The sequence below is a fragment of the Roseburia rectibacter genome (assembly GCF_014287515.2).
GTDB classification, from domain to species: domain Bacteria; phylum Bacillota; class Clostridia; order Lachnospirales; family Lachnospiraceae; genus Roseburia; species Roseburia rectibacter.
On the sequence record NZ_CP092473.1, the window covers coordinates 2,621,049 to 2,635,947 of the forward strand.

Sequence of the window (14,899 nt, forward strand, 5' to 3'; positions counted from 1 at the left end):
GGCTGCACCTTACTAATTCTGAGAATAATAATATCCAACACCCCATTTGGTATGCACATACTTCGGCTCACTCGGATTACTCTCGATCTTTTCTCTCAGACGTCTCACATGAACATCCACTGTACGCACATCTCCCGGATATTCGTATCCCCACACAAGATTCAAAAGGTTCTCCCTGCCATAGACTTTGTTTGGGTTATTGACAAGAAGTTCTAACAGATCAAACTCTTTTGCAGTAAGATTCACTTCTTTTCCTAAAATAAAGAGTCTCCTACTCTCACAGTCTAATTTCAGATCTCCCGCTTCTATGACTTTGCTGTCCTCTTTTTTCGGCTGACTTGCTGCTGTACGCCGCATGATCGCCTTAATTCTTGCTTTTACTTCAAGGATATTAAATGGTTTTGTGATATAATCATCTGCGCCATACTCCAGACCTAAGATCTTATCCATGTCATCTCCCTTTGCGGTAAGCATGACGATCGGCATATTAGAAAACTCCCTGATGTGCTGGCATACTTCAAATCCGTCCATCTTCGGAAGCATGATATCAAGCAGCACCATATCATAAGCATTTTCGGTTGCCATTTTTAATGCTTCTTCCCCGTCATATGCGCAGTCTACTTCCATTCCGTCCTGTTCAAGGCTGAACCGGATACCCTTTACAATTAACTTTTCATCATCTACAACAAGAACCTTTTTTGCCATTTTACTTCACCTTTATATTATCTTTTATTCGATTATAAACGCCCTCTTTGATTCCCTCTACCTGCTTGATCTCCTCTATAGAAGAAAAAGCACCATTCTTCTCGCGGTAACGGACAATACTGTCCGCTTTTGCCTGACCAATTCCGGGAAGCGTCATGAGTTCTGCCACAGTTGCAAGATTCAGATCGATCCTGCCGTCTGAATCATTTGCTGTTTCTGCTTTCACGTCATTCTCTGCCCCTTCCCCTGCTTCTTCATCACCAGCCTGCGCTGCCTCTTCCTGTGTCAGGATGCGTATCATCTCTCCGTCCTCAATCTGACGTGCCTGATTGACAGACTCTTCTGCCGCATCCTCCCTCAGACCACCGGCAGCTTCAACCACCTCATAGAGTCTTGCATTCTGTTCCACTTCATAAACACCTGGCACATTTACAGCTCCGCATATATACACAAAGCGTTTTTTATCAGACCCTGCCGTCTGTGTATCATCCGCGTTATTCTCTGCCATAATCTCTGTCGCCGCCACATCCTCGTTCTGCTGTGTTCCAGCCACAGATGTTTCTGTCTGAAAATAGACGTTTTCTCTTTCTCCACATGCTGCTGCCAACAGGCAGAAACATGAAAAACATAGTACTTTTATAATTTTTTTAATCATAAGCATCTCCTTCTCTTATATTAGAAGGAGTCCTCAATGCCCACTCTCTATATTTTAACGAAATTTTTCATTTATTACAAGAGTGTATAAAATTTATTTCATTTATTTTTATAAAATTTAAAAATACTCGGCAATTTTTTCCTTTAAACCTACCCAGAAGTCTTTTGCATCCTGGGAATCCGGCAGTAAAATGGCATCCTCATATGCCTGATATGCAGTTTTTTCCGCATCAGACGCATTTTGCGATAAAAATACGGAATAATGACCACTCATATCATGCAGCACGTCTGCAAGCTGTACAGTCACAAACTCTGCAAAATCTGCTGCATCGGACGCATTCTTTGAAAAATCATTAACAACCAGCATATCCGTAGATGCACATGCAACAGATGGAAGTTCCTCATTCAATGCCGGAATCTCCATCACAGAATAAGATATATCATCTAATTTTTGCAGGGAATCTGTGTTCACAAATGCACAGAGTGTTTTTCCATCTTTAAAATGTTCTAATATACTGTCCATGGAAACTGTATTGATATCCAGGGAAAATGAGCCAAGAATCGTCTCAAAATACTCAAGATCTTTCTGATACAAATCCTCATCATAGGTTACATTCATCATTTCCGGTGCTGTTTTTTCAAATGTCACGCTGTTGCCAATGAATGGGAAATCATAAAATGCATCATTTACATCCCACTCCAATAGGTATTCCACATTTTCACCCGGTTCATTCTCATTCGAATAATCAATAATTGCCTGCAGTGATTCCGGCCGATTTTCAAAATATCCATTCTGATAAACAAACACATTTGCATCATAACTGAGCGGATATCCCAGCAGCTTTTCTTCGTAAGAGGAAGCCTCCAATGCCTTTTGTGATGCACCTTCATATGCTTTTTGTGTCTCATTTAATGCGGCAAGTCCATATAAATATGCCTCCTCAAGTCCGTCACCATTCAGCAGATAAACATCCGGATAATCCTCTCCTTTTATGGTGTCATCATAGATCATTCCGATATAATCTAATGTATCCTGACATTTAAAAACTGCCTTAACACCGGTCTTTGCAAAATACTGTCTTGCTGCATATTCAAAGAAATCCATATAAGATGCATCCTCATACCACACCGTCAGATCTGTTTCTGCGGCATCATATGGATCTGTTTCTGCACCCGGCTGTTGTTCTTCTGCATCCGTCTGTTTTTCCGGCAAACGAAATGCCGCTTCTTTTTCAGGCTGTTTTGAAACGACACCAGCCATAATGGCTGCTCCTGCACATACCACTATGGCTGCAATTACACTTCTTTTCTGTACATTCTTCATAATCTCTTTCCTATTCCTCATTTTACGACAATAGACTGCACACATCCGTGTGCAGTCTTATTTTCATCCATTCATCAATCATGCAGACAGGTCAGCTATTCCATGATCCTTACATCTGATCCAGAGCTTTTTTCAGTTTTCCGATCATCTCATCTACATGTTTCTTCTCAATGATAAGTGGCGGTACAAAACGAAGTACATCCGCCCCCGCCGTAATCACGATCAGACCTTCCTCAAGTGCTTTTGCGGCGATCTGTCCGACCGGTTTTTCGGATACAACGCCCTGCATCAGTCCAAGTCCTCTGCGTGCCGTTAAGAAATCATAAGAATCAACCAGTTCATCTAATTTTTCTTCCAGATATGGTGCGATCTCTTTGACATGATCCGTGATATGGTCGCGCTCCATCATCTCAAGCACCTTGTCAACTGCAGCCCCTACAAATGGATTTCCACCATAAGTTGTTCCATGATCGCCCGGTTTTAAGGACTTTTCTGCTACTCTCTCTGTCATCATGAATGCTCCGACCGGTACACCGCAGCCAAGGGCTTTTGCACTTGTCATGATATCCGGTTTCACACCATAATGCTGCCATGCAAACATTTCTCCTGTTCGTCCCATACCACACTGGATCTCATCTAATATCAGTAAAATATCATGCTCATCACAAAGGCTTCTTACACCTTCCATAAACTCTTTCGTCGCCGGATAAATACCGCCCTCACCCTGTACTGTTTCAAACAGGATCGCACAGGTTTTATCCGTGATCAGCTTTTTCACACTGTCGAGATCATTGTAATCTGCAAATTTCACACCCGGCATCAGTGGTTCAAACGGTTCCTGGTAATGTTTAGTGCCGGTGACGGAAAGCGCTCCGATGCTTCTTCCATGGAAAGAATGATTCATTGCAATGATCTCATGACCTGCATGACCATCTCTCGTATAGGCATATTTTTTTGCAGCCTTGATCGCACCTTCGATTGCTTCTGTGCCACTGTTAGTAAAGAATACACGGTCCATACCGCTTGCCTTTTTTACCCGCTCTGCTGCATGGATGATCGGCACATTATAATAAAGATTTGACGTATGCATAATTTTATCGATCTGTGTTTTTAATGCATCCCCATACTCTTTATTACCATATCCGAATGCCTGCACAGCAATACCTGCCGCGAAATCCAGATATTCTTTGCCATCTGTATCGTACAGATACACTCCCTCTCCATGGTCTAATACCAATGAAAACCGGTTATATGTATGGAGGATATTCTCCTCTGCTTCACTTATATATCCTTCTTTATTCATAATAAAACTTCGTCTCCTTATCTCCTAATATAGCAGTTCCGATTCCGCGGTTTGTAAAGATTTCAAGAAGCAGGCAGTGTGCGATACGTCCATCTAAGATATGGACTCTTGAAACACCGTTCTCGATTGCATCAATACAGTTATTTAACTTCGGAAGCATGCCGCCACCGATAAATCCATCCCCGATCAATTCTCTTGCTTCTGATACACGAAGTTCAGAGATCAGGGTATCTTTATCTTCCGGATCTTTGTAAACACCCTCTATATCGGTTAAAAATGCCAGTTTTTCAGCCTTTACTGCTTTTGCGATCGCACATGCAGCATCATCCGCATTGATATTGTAGCTGTTGTATTCTGCATCCATTCCGACCGGACAGATGATCGGCAGGAAATCTTTTTCTAACAGATCATATAAGATCTGCGGATTTACCTCAGTGATTTCACCAACGTAACCGATATCCTCACCGTTTGAATATTTCTTCTCTACTTTTAAAAGTCCACCATCTTTTCCACTGATACCGACCGCATTTACTCCAAGTTCCTGTACCAGTGTCACAAGTGACTTATTGACTTTGTTCAGCACCATCTCAGCGATCTCCATGGTCGCTTCGTCTGTTTTGCGCAGTCCGTTGACAAATACAGGCTCCATACCGACTTTTCCGACCCACTTGCTGATCTCTTTTCCACCGCCGTGTACAATAATTGGTTTAAATCCAACCAGTTTTAACAGGGTAACATCCTGGATGACATGTTTTTTTAATTCTTCATCTACCATGGCGCTTCCACCATATTTTACCACAATGATCTTACGGTTAAAACGCTGTATGTAAGGGAGCGCTTCAATGAGCACTTCGGCTTTCTGCAAAATTTCTTTCATATTGTTATTTTCTTCCATTGCTTTGGTTCTCCTCTTCCCCTCTATAAAATGTTGATATTGCCGTGCGAAACTCTATCCATATTTTGTTTGCTGTGACCACCTGCCAGATAAAATGAAGGCACGCCTTTTTATGAACGGTAGTCGGCGTTGATTTTTACATAGTCGTAAGTCAGATCGCAGCCCCAGGCGGTAGCTTCTGCATCTCCCATTTTGATGTCGGCGATGGCGGTGACTGCCGGCTCGGATAAGATTTTGGTTGCTTCTTCTTCGCTGTAATCGACGGCGACACCGTCTTTGATGATCTGCATTTTTCCTGCGGCACTCTCAAAGAATAAGTCTACTTTTTCCGGATCAAACTGTGCACCAGAGTAGCCCATGGCACAGAGGATTCTGCCCCAGTTTGCATCATGTCCATAGATAGCTGCCTTGGTAAGGCTTGATGTGATGACGGATTTGCTTAAGATCTTTGCTTGTTCTTTTGTCTCAGCTCCGACTACTTTCACTTCAAACAATGCAGTTGCACCTTCTCCGTCTCCTGCCATCTGTTTTGCAAGTGTCTCGTTGACAAAACGGAGTGCTTTTGTAAATGTCTCATAATCCGCATTTTTCTCTGTGATCTTTGTATTTTCTGCCGTTCCGTTTGCCAGCAGAAGACAGGTGTCATTTGTGGATGTATCGCCATCTACAGAGATCATGTTATAGGTATCTTCCACGTCCGCTTTTAATGCTTCTAATAACAACTCCTGTGAAATCGCAGCATCCGTTGTCACAAAACTTAACATGGTACACATATTCGGATGGATCATGCCGGAACCTTTGCACATGCCGCCGATCGTGACCGTCTTACCGGAAAGTTCGATCTCAACTGCCACTTCTTTCTCATGCGTATCCGTTGTCATGATCGCAAGTGCAGCTTTATGTCCGCTTTCGATATCGCCATTTAATTGTGGAACCATCGTTTCAACTCCCGCACAGATACGTTCGATCGGAAGCTGCATACCAATGACTCCGGTTGATGCCACAAGTACCTCATCCGTCGGGATATGAAGCAGATTGTTTACTTTTTCTGCGGTTGCTTTACAGTAGCCCATTCCCTCTTCTCCGGTACATGCATTTGCGATACCTGCATTGACAACAACTGCCTGCGCCATTTTGCTGTCATAGACTACATGCTGATCCCATTTTACCGGAGCGGCCTTTACAATATTTGTGGTAAATGTACCTGCCACTGCACACGGAACCTCGCTGTAGATCATTGCCATATCTGTTCTGTCTTTATATTTGATTCCTGCTGCTGTGCTTGCTGCTTCAAATCCTTTTGCTGCGGTAACTCCGCCTTTGATCTGTTTCATCGTTTCCTCCATTCCTGCACTGCTTTCTAATGCAGACAAAGTTTTCTTTTGCATCTCAGGTTTGTGCGTAGCTCAAATCCTGCGTGTGAAAATTGTATTTTTACGGATTAAATACCGTCTGGTTTTCTTCATTTGTGACATATTCATAATAATTAACATCCTCACGGAATGTCCATCCCATCCCCTGCCAGAAATGATTTCCAACATCATTTTTTTTGAAGGCGATCAGATTTACTTTATTGACATGTTCACGTTTTAAAGCTGCAAGACAGGCCTCCACCATCTTTTGTCCAATGCCCTGCTTTCTGTAATCTTCGTGAACGCAGACATGATATAAACATCCGCGTCTTCCATCATGACCACACAGAATCGCACCGACGATCCTGCCATTTTCGCACGCCACCATGCTGGTAGTCGGATTACGTCTGATAAAACGTTCCACACCTTCTTTCGAATCGTCAATGCTCCGGATTCCAAACCCGTGGATTCCCATCCACAGCGCATGTACCTCCTCAAAATCCTCCATTGTCATCTCACGGATATTTACCTTGTTCTCTTTCATGTCTTTTATTCCTCTTCTAGCATAACTGTCTCATCCAGTTATTTTTTACCACATAAAATTGTAGTCACAGACTCCAATGTAATCGTCCATCCACTTTATGGGAACATCGGAACCATATTTAAGCCTTCTGCCTCATCAAAACCAAATAACAGGTTCATGTTCTGTACCGCCTGACCTGCTGCACCTTTTACCAGATTATCAAGTGCTCCCATCATCACGATACGGCCGGTTCTCTCATCAATCTTAAAGTTGACATCCACATAGTTGCTGCCCTCTACCCATTTCGTCTCCGGGCAGATATCTTTCTCAAGTACACGGACAAATTTTTCTTTCGCATAATATTTATCATAGACTGCTTTTACTTCTTCATCAGAAGGAAGGCTGCCATCTGCTTTTTTCACCAGTGTCGCATACTCTGTTGCAAGAATACCACGGTTCATCGGAACCAGATGCGGTGTAAAATTAACAACGATCTCTTTTCCTGCCGCATAACCAAGCTGTTCCTCGATCTCCGGTGTATGACGGTGATTTGTCACTCCATATGCTTTCATGTTTTCATTGACTTCACAGAACAGATTTGGCAGTTTCGCGCCACGCCCTGCACCGGAAGTTCCTGATTTTGCATCAATGATCAGCGTATTAGGATCGATCATGCCCTCTTTTACAAGCGGGTACGCTGTCAGAATAGAGCAAGTGGTATAACAACCCGGATTTGCAATCAATCTTGCTCCTTTTACTTTATCACGGTTGATCTCACAGAGTCCATAAACAGCTTCTTCAATAAACTGCGGAGTCTTGTGCTCGATCTTGTACCATTTCTCATAAACAGATACATCCTTGATTCTGAAATCAGCACTCAAATCTATGATCTTTACCTTATTTAATATATCTTCTGTCAGCACCCCTGCTAAAAATCCCTGCGGAGTTGCTGTAAAGATCACATCCACCTGGCTTGCAAGTTCATCCATGTTATCGTCTAAGCACACATCATCCACGATCTCAAACATGTTCTGATAAACTTCTGCATATTTTTTATCTATGTAACTGCGGGATCCATACCATTTGATCTCCACTTCTTTATGTCCCATTAAAATACGAACCAGTTCATTTCCTGCATAACCGGTTGCTCCGATAATTCCTGCTCTTATCATTTTTTCGTCCTTTCTGCTTATCCTTATTTTATATGCCTTTTAAAATTTCTTATCTGTCATTGTATACAGGCATACCTGCATAAGCATCTTTCTTCCTATATTAATACACCTCATCGCAGTCGTAAAGTATCTTTTTTCATACGCTGTTTGATATTGCATAATTATACATTCGTTTTATTTTTTATGCAATACCATTTTTTATCTTTTTTCTTTAGCATACTATATATTAAGCCTTTTTCTGCATTTTGTATAATCTTTATGCATTTTTATGAATAATGAATGTATATTTTTTCACTTGCGTTTCTATATTTTTTGTTGTATATTGTTTTTAGTCAATGATCTGGAAACAAATAGATCAAATATACATAACAGAAAGGGCTGTATCACATGAAGGAAAAAGTTATTTTAGCGTACTCCGGCGGACTTGATACCACCGCCATTATTCCATGGTTAAAGGAAAATTATGATTACGAAGTTATCTGCTGCTGTATCGACTGCGGTCAGGAAGAAGAATTAGACGGTCTTGAAGAAAGAGCTATCTCCTGTGGAGCTTCCAAATTATACATTGTAGATATCATCGACGAGTTCTGTGATGATTACATTATGCCATGTGTTCAGGCAAATGCCATTTACGAGAACAAATATTTACTTGGAACCTCTATGGCACGTCCTCTGATCGCTAAGAAATTAGTTGAAGTTGCAAGAAAAGAAGGCGCTACTGCAATCTGCCACGGTGCTACCGGTAAAGGAAACGATCAGATCCGTTTCGAGCTTGGCATCAAAGCACTTGCTCCTGACTTAAAGATCATCGCTGCATGGAGAGATCCGAAGTGGACTATGGATTCCCGTGAATCAGAGATCGAATACTGCAAAGCACACGGCATTCATCTTCCATTCTCTGCCGACACAAGCTACAGCCGTGACCGTAACATCTGGCACATCAGCCATGAAGGTCTTGAATTAGAGGATCCTGCATGCGAGCCTAACTACGACCACCTTTTAGTTCTCGGTGTTTCCCCGGAAAAAGCTCCGGAAGAAGGCGAATATGTAACTATGACATTTGAGAAAGGTGTTCCGACTTCCGTAAACGGAAAAGAGATGAAGGTTTCCGATATCATCCGTGAATTAAACCGTCTCGGCGGCAAACATGGTGTCGGCATCATTGATATCGTTGAGAACCGTGTTGTTGGTATGAAATCCCGCGGTGTATACGAGACTCCTGGCGGAACGATCTTAATGGAAGCTCATCAGCAGTTAGAGGAGCTTGTTTTAGACCGTGCTACCATGGAAGTAAAAAAAGATATGGGAAACAAACTTGCCCAGATCGTTTACGAAGGAAAATGGTTCACACCTTTATGTGATGCAGTCAGAGCTTTCGTTACTTCCACACAGGAATATGTAACCGGTGAAGTAAAATTCAAATTATACAAAGGTAACATCATCAAAGCCGGAACTACTTCAAAATATTCTCTGTACAGTGAGTCACTCGCAAGTTTCACAACCGGTGATCTTTATGACCATCATGATGCTTCCGGATTTATCACACTGTTCGGACTTCCATTAAAAGTTCGTGCTATGAAAATGCAGGAGATCGGCGAGAAAAACAAATACGAGGATTAATCAGAAATTCTGATTTCAATTCAGACAGTTCATGATCTGAGATCAAAAAACAGGAGCCCGCAAGGACTCCTGTTTTTGTATTATTTACCAAGTGCTTCTTCTAACAGTCTTGCAAAATACTCTGCCGCCGGTGCAAGTGCAGCCTCATCCGCATAAAATTGTGGATGATGGTTTGGATAACCAACCCCTGTCCCGACATTGATAAAACATCCCGGTATCTTTTCCAGATAAAATGCGAAATCCTCTCCACCTGTTGAATTTCGCTGTGGAACAACCTCATAGCCACATTCTTTTGCCACATCTTCTGCAAACGCACTCCATGTTTCCTCATTGACTGTTGCAGGAGGTCCCGGATACCATAGTAATTCTGCCTTCGCACCATACGCTGCGGCTATGTTTTCTGCAATCCCGCGCATGCGTTTTTCTATAAAAACACGATCCTCTTTGTCCATGGAACGAACTGTTCCCTCTAATTCCACTTTATCCGGAATCACATTCCAGGTATTACCGCCATGAATCCTTGTCACACTGACCACCCCCGTATGAAACGGATTTAAGTTTCTGCCGACAATGCTCTGCAATGCCTGTATCACAGATGCCGCCACAAGTATCGTGTCCACTCCCTCATCCGGATGACCGCCATGGCAGCCTGTACCCGTAATATTTAATTCAAACCGGTCTACCGCCGCCATAACACTTCCGGCACGGATTCCAAGTGTGCCAACCGGAAGATATGCTGCTGTGTGCAGACCAAAAATCGCCTCCACATCAGAAAGTATCCCTGTCTGCAGAACCGTCTCTGCTCCATGTGACGACTCCTCTGCCGGCTGGAACAGAATTTTTACATTTCCATGCAGTTTCTCTTTTCGCTCCTGCAAGAGTAATGCTGTTCCAAGCACTGCTGCCGTATGGAAATCATGTCCGCAGGCATGCATCTTTCCCGGAATTTCTGACTTATAAGGCAGCTCTGTCTCCTCCATGATCGGCAGTGCATCAATGTCACAACGCAATCCATATGTTTTTCCCGGTTGTGCGCCTCGTATTATGGCAACCACGCCGGTTTTTAATGGTGTCTGTAAAATTTCGATTCCTGCTGCATGAAGTTCTCTTTTGATCCGCTCTGTCGTCTCATATTCCTCATAGGATAGCTCTGGGTGACTGTGAAGTTCCTCAAAGAAATCCGTAAGTTTCTGCTCTAATACTTTCTGTTCCATATACTTCTCCATTCTGCTTTTCTGCATAATATAATATCATAAGCCGCCCGGCAAATGCTGGTTTGTTGAGGCATGCGTCACTCCGCCCCAACCTGAATCAGGCATACTAATTTCACTCTGATTATTATCAGAGTGAAATCACTTTCTTATTTTCGGACAACGGAAACAAAACAGTCCCGGCTTGATGCAATTTGCCAATCGTAACCCTCCAGAACCACCCTACACAGGGAAGCTCATGATCCATGGGCACCTATCTGCGCCCACCAGACGGATCAAATGCATCACGCAGTGCATCCCCAACAAAGTTGATGGAAATAACCAGCACAACGATCATAATCCCCGGAGGCAGCCAGAGCCAAGGCTGTGACGTCAGTACCGTAATAGACTGTGCTCCGTTTAACATATTTCCAAGGCTTGCCATTGGAGGCTGCACACCCATGCCAAGGAAACTTAACGCCGCCTCATCTAACATGGAGATTGCCATAACAGAAGTTGCATATACGAGGATCGGAGCAACCGTATTTGGCAAAATCTCGGAAAACAGGATATGACGAAGCGGCATGCCTGCCACTACATTTCCTTTGACAAAATTTGTTTCACGTAAGCTGAGCACATTTCCACGTACCAGTCTTGCTACCCCAGGCCAGTCTACAAATCCCAGAATCAGAATAATACTCCACAATCCCGGTTTAAAGATCGCTGCTGCAACAAGCACCAGAAGGATATAAGGAAAAGACATGACCATATCCGTAAAACGCATCAGTATCATATCTGCCACTCCGCCAAAATATCCCGCGATCAGGCCAAGTACCACACCAATCACCGTCGATATGGCTGTAGCAAGGATTCCCACAAGCAGTGATATCCTTGTTGCATATAAAAGCCTGCTGAATACGTCCCTGCCGATCTGATCTGTTCCAAGAATAAACTCTTTACACGGTGCTCCACTAAACGTTCCGACAATTGCATCCGGGTCATAAGGCGCAACAACCGGTGCAAACAATGCCGCCAGTCCGACAACAACCAGTATCACAAGGCTGATTTTTGCAAGATGATGTGCACGGAAACGACGCAGCACCATCTGCATATATGTTTCATTTAAGTTTTCTTTTTTCTTTTTTATCATACAAATTCAACCTCTTTACTGAAGTTTTATCGTCGGATCTACTACCGCATATAAAATATCTGTCAGAAGATTACCGAGCAGTACAACGATCGCTGAGAGCAGACAGACTCCCATAATAACCGGATAATCACGGTTTGTGATCGCACTCATCGTCATAAGACCAAGTCCCGGCCAGGAAAATACCTGCTCCACAATAATAGAACCTCCAAACAATACCGGTATTTCCATTCCAATGACCGTCACGATCGGAACTAAGGCATTGCGCAGTGCATGTTTATTGATGACAAGAAAATGTCCGATTCCCTTTGCCCGTGCTGTACGCAGATAATCCTGCTGTAAGATTTCAAGCACTGCACTGCGGATATAGCGGATATTTGTTCCTGCCATGGACACCGCAAGGACAATGACCGGCATAACCATATGTGCCGCCACATCTGCTGCACCACCGGACGTGCCAAGCGTTGTCATTCCACCGGAAGGCAGCCAGCCCAATTTGACTGTAAACAGATAGATGAGAAGCATGGCAAGGAAAAATCCCGGAATACTGCTGCCAAGAAATGATAATGTCACTACCGTATAATCACCTTTTGAATACTGATGGATTGCACTGTAAATTCCTGACGGAACAGCAAGCAATATACTGACAAACAGTGATACCCCCATCAAAAGCAATGTTGGTCCCAGATGGCTTGCGATCATATCTGCAACAGGCTGGTAATTTTTAATGGAATATCCCATATTCCCATGCAGAAGCTGTCCCAGCCACACAAAATACTGCACATAAAATGGTTTGTCGAGTCCAAGTGCTATTGCTTTTGCCTGTACTGCAGCTTCCGAAACACGCGGTCCCTGCAGCATTTCAAGCGGACTCCCCGCCATACACATGATCGCATAATCGATCACAGTAATACCGAGCAATACCGGAATCGCGATCAGGATACGTTTGATAATATATTTTGTCATATGATTCCTCATTTCCTGCACTTTTGCATCACTGCTTTTGTGCATCACCGCATTTTACGCATTTTCTGTCCCCTCATAATAAGGACATGCCACCAGATGATCCGGTTTTCCGGCAATCGGTAAAAGCACCGGCTCACTCAGCCGGCAGTCGTCTCTCGCATACGGACACCTCGGATGAAACCGGCATCCTTTTGGAGGATGCACCGCGGAAGCAACCTCGCCTTTTAAAACTGCAGGCTTTTCTTCCCGGTGTCCCGGATCTGCAACCGGTGCTGCATGTGTCAGCGCTTTTGTATACGGATGTGCAGGATGTAAGAACACTTCACTGGCATCTGCGATCTCAACGATCTTCCCAAGGTACATAACCGCGATCCTGTCACTCACGTAACGGACAGCTCCAAGACCATGCCCCACAAACAGACTTGTCAGTCCCAGTTCATTTTGTAACTCACGGATCAGATTTAATATCTGTGCCTGTATCGACACATCAAGTGCACTGACCGGTTCATCACACACGATGAACTCCGGTTTTAATGACAACGCTTTTGCTATTCCAATACGCTGTCTCTGTCCACCCGAAAATTCATGCGGATATTTTAAAAGTGTGCTCTGGGGCAGTCCGACCATATCTAAAAGCTGTTTTATATCAGTGTCAATTGTTCTCTTATCCGAAATTCCATGATATAACATTGGCTGTGCCAAAATATCATAGATACGTTTCCGGGGATTTAAAGAGGAATAGGAATCCTGAAAGATCATCTGAAGACCGGTTCCTGCCTGTTTTCGTGCCTTTTTTTCATTGTGGGTAAGTGATTTTGCAGCGATTTTTTCTCCATGATAGTAAATCGCTCCGTCCGTCGGTGAAATCAGCCCGACTAAAAGCTGTCCGATCGTGGATTTTCCACATCCGGACTCTCCAACCAGACCAAGTGTCTCGCCCTTTTTTATTGAAAAATCAACACCGTCAACTGCCTGTACCTGACTGACAGTATGGGTAATGATACCACCTTTGATGTCATAATATTTTTTTAATTTTTCTACTCTGATCAGTTCTTTATCCATTCCATTTAACTCCTGCAAGCCTTATGGCAGCGTACAAAATGATCCTTTTCTGTCTCTTTCATCTCCTGCTTTTCCACGCAGCCTTCTCCGGCAAATGCACAGCGGTCTGCAAACCGGCACCCTGTGATCTGGTCATAATTTTCCGGTACAATGCCCGGAATTGATGCAAGTGTCCTTCCACTCTCATCATAAATACCCGGAACCGTATCAAGCAGTGCTTTCGTATACGGATGTGCCGGATGATAAAAAAGATCTTTCACTGATGCCATCTCTATAATCTGTCCCGCATACATAACAAGCACACGATCCGCCATCTGCGCCACAAGTCCAATATCATGTGTGATCAGGATCACTGACATCCCAATCTCTTTTTGCAGTTCTTTCATCAGCTCCATGATCTGAGCCTGAATCGTCACATCCAGCGCCGTTGTCGGTTCATCCGCAATGAGAAGCTTTGGATTGCAGCAAAGTGCCATCGCGATCATCACACGCTGACGCATCCCTCCGGATAACATATGCGGATATTTTTTCATTGCTGCACGCGCATCCGGCATCCCGACTTTCTCTAAAATCGTAACAGCCCTCTCTTTTGCTTCTTTTTTTGAAAGATGCAGATGGATGCGTATACTCTCCGTAATCTGACTTCCAATCGTAAACACCGGATTTAACGACGTTAAAGGGTCCTGAAAAACCATCGTCATCTGATTTCCGCGGATCATATCTAACTGCTTTTCATCCATATCTAGCAGATTTTTGTTTGTAAAGAGGACAGAGCCGTCAATAACAGCTCCGCCCTTTCCTAATAATCCCATTATAGACAGTGATGTCACACTCTTGCCACAGCCGGACTCACCAACGATACAAACCGTTTCTCCTTCTGCAACTTCAAAACTGACATGATCCACACTGATCTTTTTTCCAAAATCTCCGGTAAACGCTGTCGTCAGATCATTTACCTGTAATAATTTTGACATTGATTTTCCCGT

The 14,899-nt window shown here is 43.5% G+C and carries 14 protein-coding genes; 1 reads left to right on the forward strand and 13 read right to left on the reverse strand.

What is annotated here, in order from left to right:
• Window positions 1-12: 12 nt before the first annotated feature.
• The 8 genes from H8S51_RS12315 to argC form a co-directional block, all read right to left on the reverse strand.
• Window positions 13-705 (reverse strand): response regulator transcription factor, encoded by a 693-nt coding sequence (locus H8S51_RS12315; RefSeq protein ID WP_006858401.1) that lies wholly within the window; start codon window positions 703-705, stop codon window positions 13-15.
• 1 nt (window position 706) lies between these two features.
• Window positions 707-1,360, reverse strand: coding sequence for a helix-hairpin-helix domain-containing protein (locus H8S51_RS12320; protein ID WP_117919396.1), 654 nt, complete (start codon window positions 1,358-1,360; stop codon window positions 707-709).
• A 117-nt stretch (window positions 1,361-1,477) separates the two neighbouring features.
• Entirely contained in the window at window positions 1,478-2,683 is a 1,206-nt protein-coding gene (locus H8S51_RS12325; protein WP_241070704.1) for a type 2 periplasmic-binding domain-containing protein, read from the reverse strand.
• Window positions 2,684-2,792: 109 nt separating this feature from the next.
• Window positions 2,793-3,986 (reverse strand): aspartate aminotransferase family protein, encoded by a 1,194-nt coding sequence (locus tag H8S51_RS12330; protein WP_186899153.1) that lies wholly within the window; start codon window positions 3,984-3,986, stop codon window positions 2,793-2,795.
• Window positions 3,979-4,881, reverse strand: a complete 903-nt coding sequence (gene argB / locus H8S51_RS12335) for an acetylglutamate kinase (protein ID WP_186899152.1) — start codon at window positions 4,879-4,881, stop codon at window positions 3,979-3,981. The genes H8S51_RS12330 and argB overlap by 8 nt, the downstream gene beginning before the upstream one ends.
• Before the next feature lie 110 nt (window positions 4,882-4,991).
• A complete protein-coding gene (gene argJ / locus H8S51_RS12340) occupies window positions 4,992-6,215 on the reverse strand; it encodes a bifunctional glutamate N-acetyltransferase/amino-acid acetyltransferase ArgJ (RefSeq protein WP_117919498.1) in 1,224 nt (407 codons plus the stop codon).
• Between the two features lie 100 nt (window positions 6,216-6,315).
• On the reverse strand, window positions 6,316-6,777 hold the full coding sequence (locus H8S51_RS12345; protein WP_118209529.1) for a GNAT family N-acetyltransferase: 462 nt from the start codon (window positions 6,775-6,777) through the stop codon (window positions 6,316-6,318).
• A 95-nt stretch (window positions 6,778-6,872) separates the two neighbouring features.
• Window positions 6,873-7,928: an N-acetyl-gamma-glutamyl-phosphate reductase gene (argC, locus tag H8S51_RS12350; RefSeq protein ID WP_186899150.1), complete on the reverse strand. Its 1,056-nt coding sequence runs from the start codon at window positions 7,926-7,928 to the stop codon at window positions 6,873-6,875.
• 387 nt (window positions 7,929-8,315) lie between these two features.
• Between argC and H8S51_RS12355 the strand changes: the two genes are divergently transcribed.
• On the forward strand, window positions 8,316-9,548 hold the full coding sequence (locus H8S51_RS12355; protein WP_117919406.1) for an argininosuccinate synthase: 1,233 nt from the start codon (window positions 8,316-8,318) through the stop codon (window positions 9,546-9,548).
• Window positions 9,549-9,628: 80 nt separating this feature from the next.
• On the opposite strand, the gene H8S51_RS12360 is transcribed toward H8S51_RS12355, so the two are convergent.
• The 5 genes from H8S51_RS12360 to H8S51_RS12380 all read right to left on the reverse strand — a co-directional run bounded on the left by H8S51_RS12360 (window position 9,629) and on the right by H8S51_RS12380 (window position 14,887).
• A complete protein-coding gene (locus tag H8S51_RS12360) occupies window positions 9,629-10,762 on the reverse strand; it encodes an amidohydrolase (RefSeq protein ID WP_241070705.1) in 1,134 nt (377 codons plus the stop codon).
• Between the two features lie 250 nt (window positions 10,763-11,012).
• On the reverse strand, window positions 11,013-11,888 hold the full coding sequence (locus tag H8S51_RS12365; protein ID WP_117919409.1) for an ABC transporter permease: 876 nt from the start codon (window positions 11,886-11,888) through the stop codon (window positions 11,013-11,015).
• Window positions 11,889-11,903: 15 nt separating this feature from the next.
• On the reverse strand, window positions 11,904-12,851 hold the full coding sequence (locus H8S51_RS12370; RefSeq protein ID WP_117919500.1) for an ABC transporter permease: 948 nt from the start codon (window positions 12,849-12,851) through the stop codon (window positions 11,904-11,906).
• A 54-nt stretch (window positions 12,852-12,905) separates the two neighbouring features.
• Complete coding sequence (locus H8S51_RS12375) at window positions 12,906-13,913, reverse strand: ABC transporter ATP-binding protein (protein ID WP_118209532.1); 1,008 nt, start codon at window positions 13,911-13,913, stop codon at window positions 12,906-12,908.
• 5 nt (window positions 13,914-13,918) lie between these two features.
• A complete protein-coding gene (locus tag H8S51_RS12380; RefSeq protein ID WP_118209533.1) occupies window positions 13,919-14,887 on the reverse strand; it encodes an ABC transporter ATP-binding protein in 969 nt (322 codons plus the stop codon).
• Window positions 14,888-14,899: the final 12 nt, after the last annotated feature.

Coding starts and splice junctions, on each gene's coding strand:
- argJ (WP_117919498.1), bottom strand. CDS start 6,215: ATGAAACAGATCAAAGGCGGAGTTACCGCAGCAAAAGGATTTGAAGCA.
- argC (WP_186899150.1), bottom strand. CDS start 7,928: ATGATAAGAGCAGGAATTATCGGAGCAACCGGTTATGCAGGAAATGAA.
- H8S51_RS12345 (WP_118209529.1), bottom strand. CDS start 6,777: ATGAAAGAGAACAAGGTAAATATCCGTGAGATGACAATGGAGGATTTT.
- H8S51_RS12355 (WP_117919406.1), top strand. CDS start 8,316: ATGAAGGAAAAAGTTATTTTAGCGTACTCCGGCGGACTTGATACCACC.
- H8S51_RS12325 (WP_241070704.1), bottom strand. CDS start 2,683: ATGAAGAATGTACAGAAAAGAAGTGTAATTGCAGCCATAGTGGTATGT.
- argB (WP_186899152.1), bottom strand. CDS start 4,881: ATGGAAGAAAATAACAATATGAAAGAAATTTTGCAGAAAGCCGAAGTG.
- H8S51_RS12330 (WP_186899153.1), bottom strand. CDS start 3,986: ATGAATAAAGAAGGATATATAAGTGAAGCAGAGGAGAATATCCTCCAT.
- H8S51_RS12380 (WP_118209533.1), bottom strand. CDS start 14,887: ATGTCAAAATTATTACAGGTAAATGATCTGACGACAGCGTTTACCGGA.
- H8S51_RS12320 (WP_117919396.1), bottom strand. CDS start 1,360: ATGATTAAAAAAATTATAAAAGTACTATGTTTTTCATGTTTCTGCCTG.
- H8S51_RS12315 (WP_006858401.1), bottom strand. CDS start 705: ATGGCAAAAAAGGTTCTTGTTGTAGATGATGAAAAGTTAATTGTAAAG.
- H8S51_RS12360 (WP_241070705.1), bottom strand. CDS start 10,762: ATGGAACAGAAAGTATTAGAGCAGAAACTTACGGATTTCTTTGAGGAA.
- H8S51_RS12370 (WP_117919500.1), bottom strand. CDS start 12,851: ATGACAAAATATATTATCAAACGTATCCTGATCGCGATTCCGGTATTG.
- H8S51_RS12375 (WP_118209532.1), bottom strand. CDS start 13,913: ATGGATAAAGAACTGATCAGAGTAGAAAAATTAAAAAAATATTATGAC.
- H8S51_RS12365 (WP_117919409.1), bottom strand. CDS start 11,888: ATGATAAAAAAGAAAAAAGAAAACTTAAATGAAACATATATGCAGATG.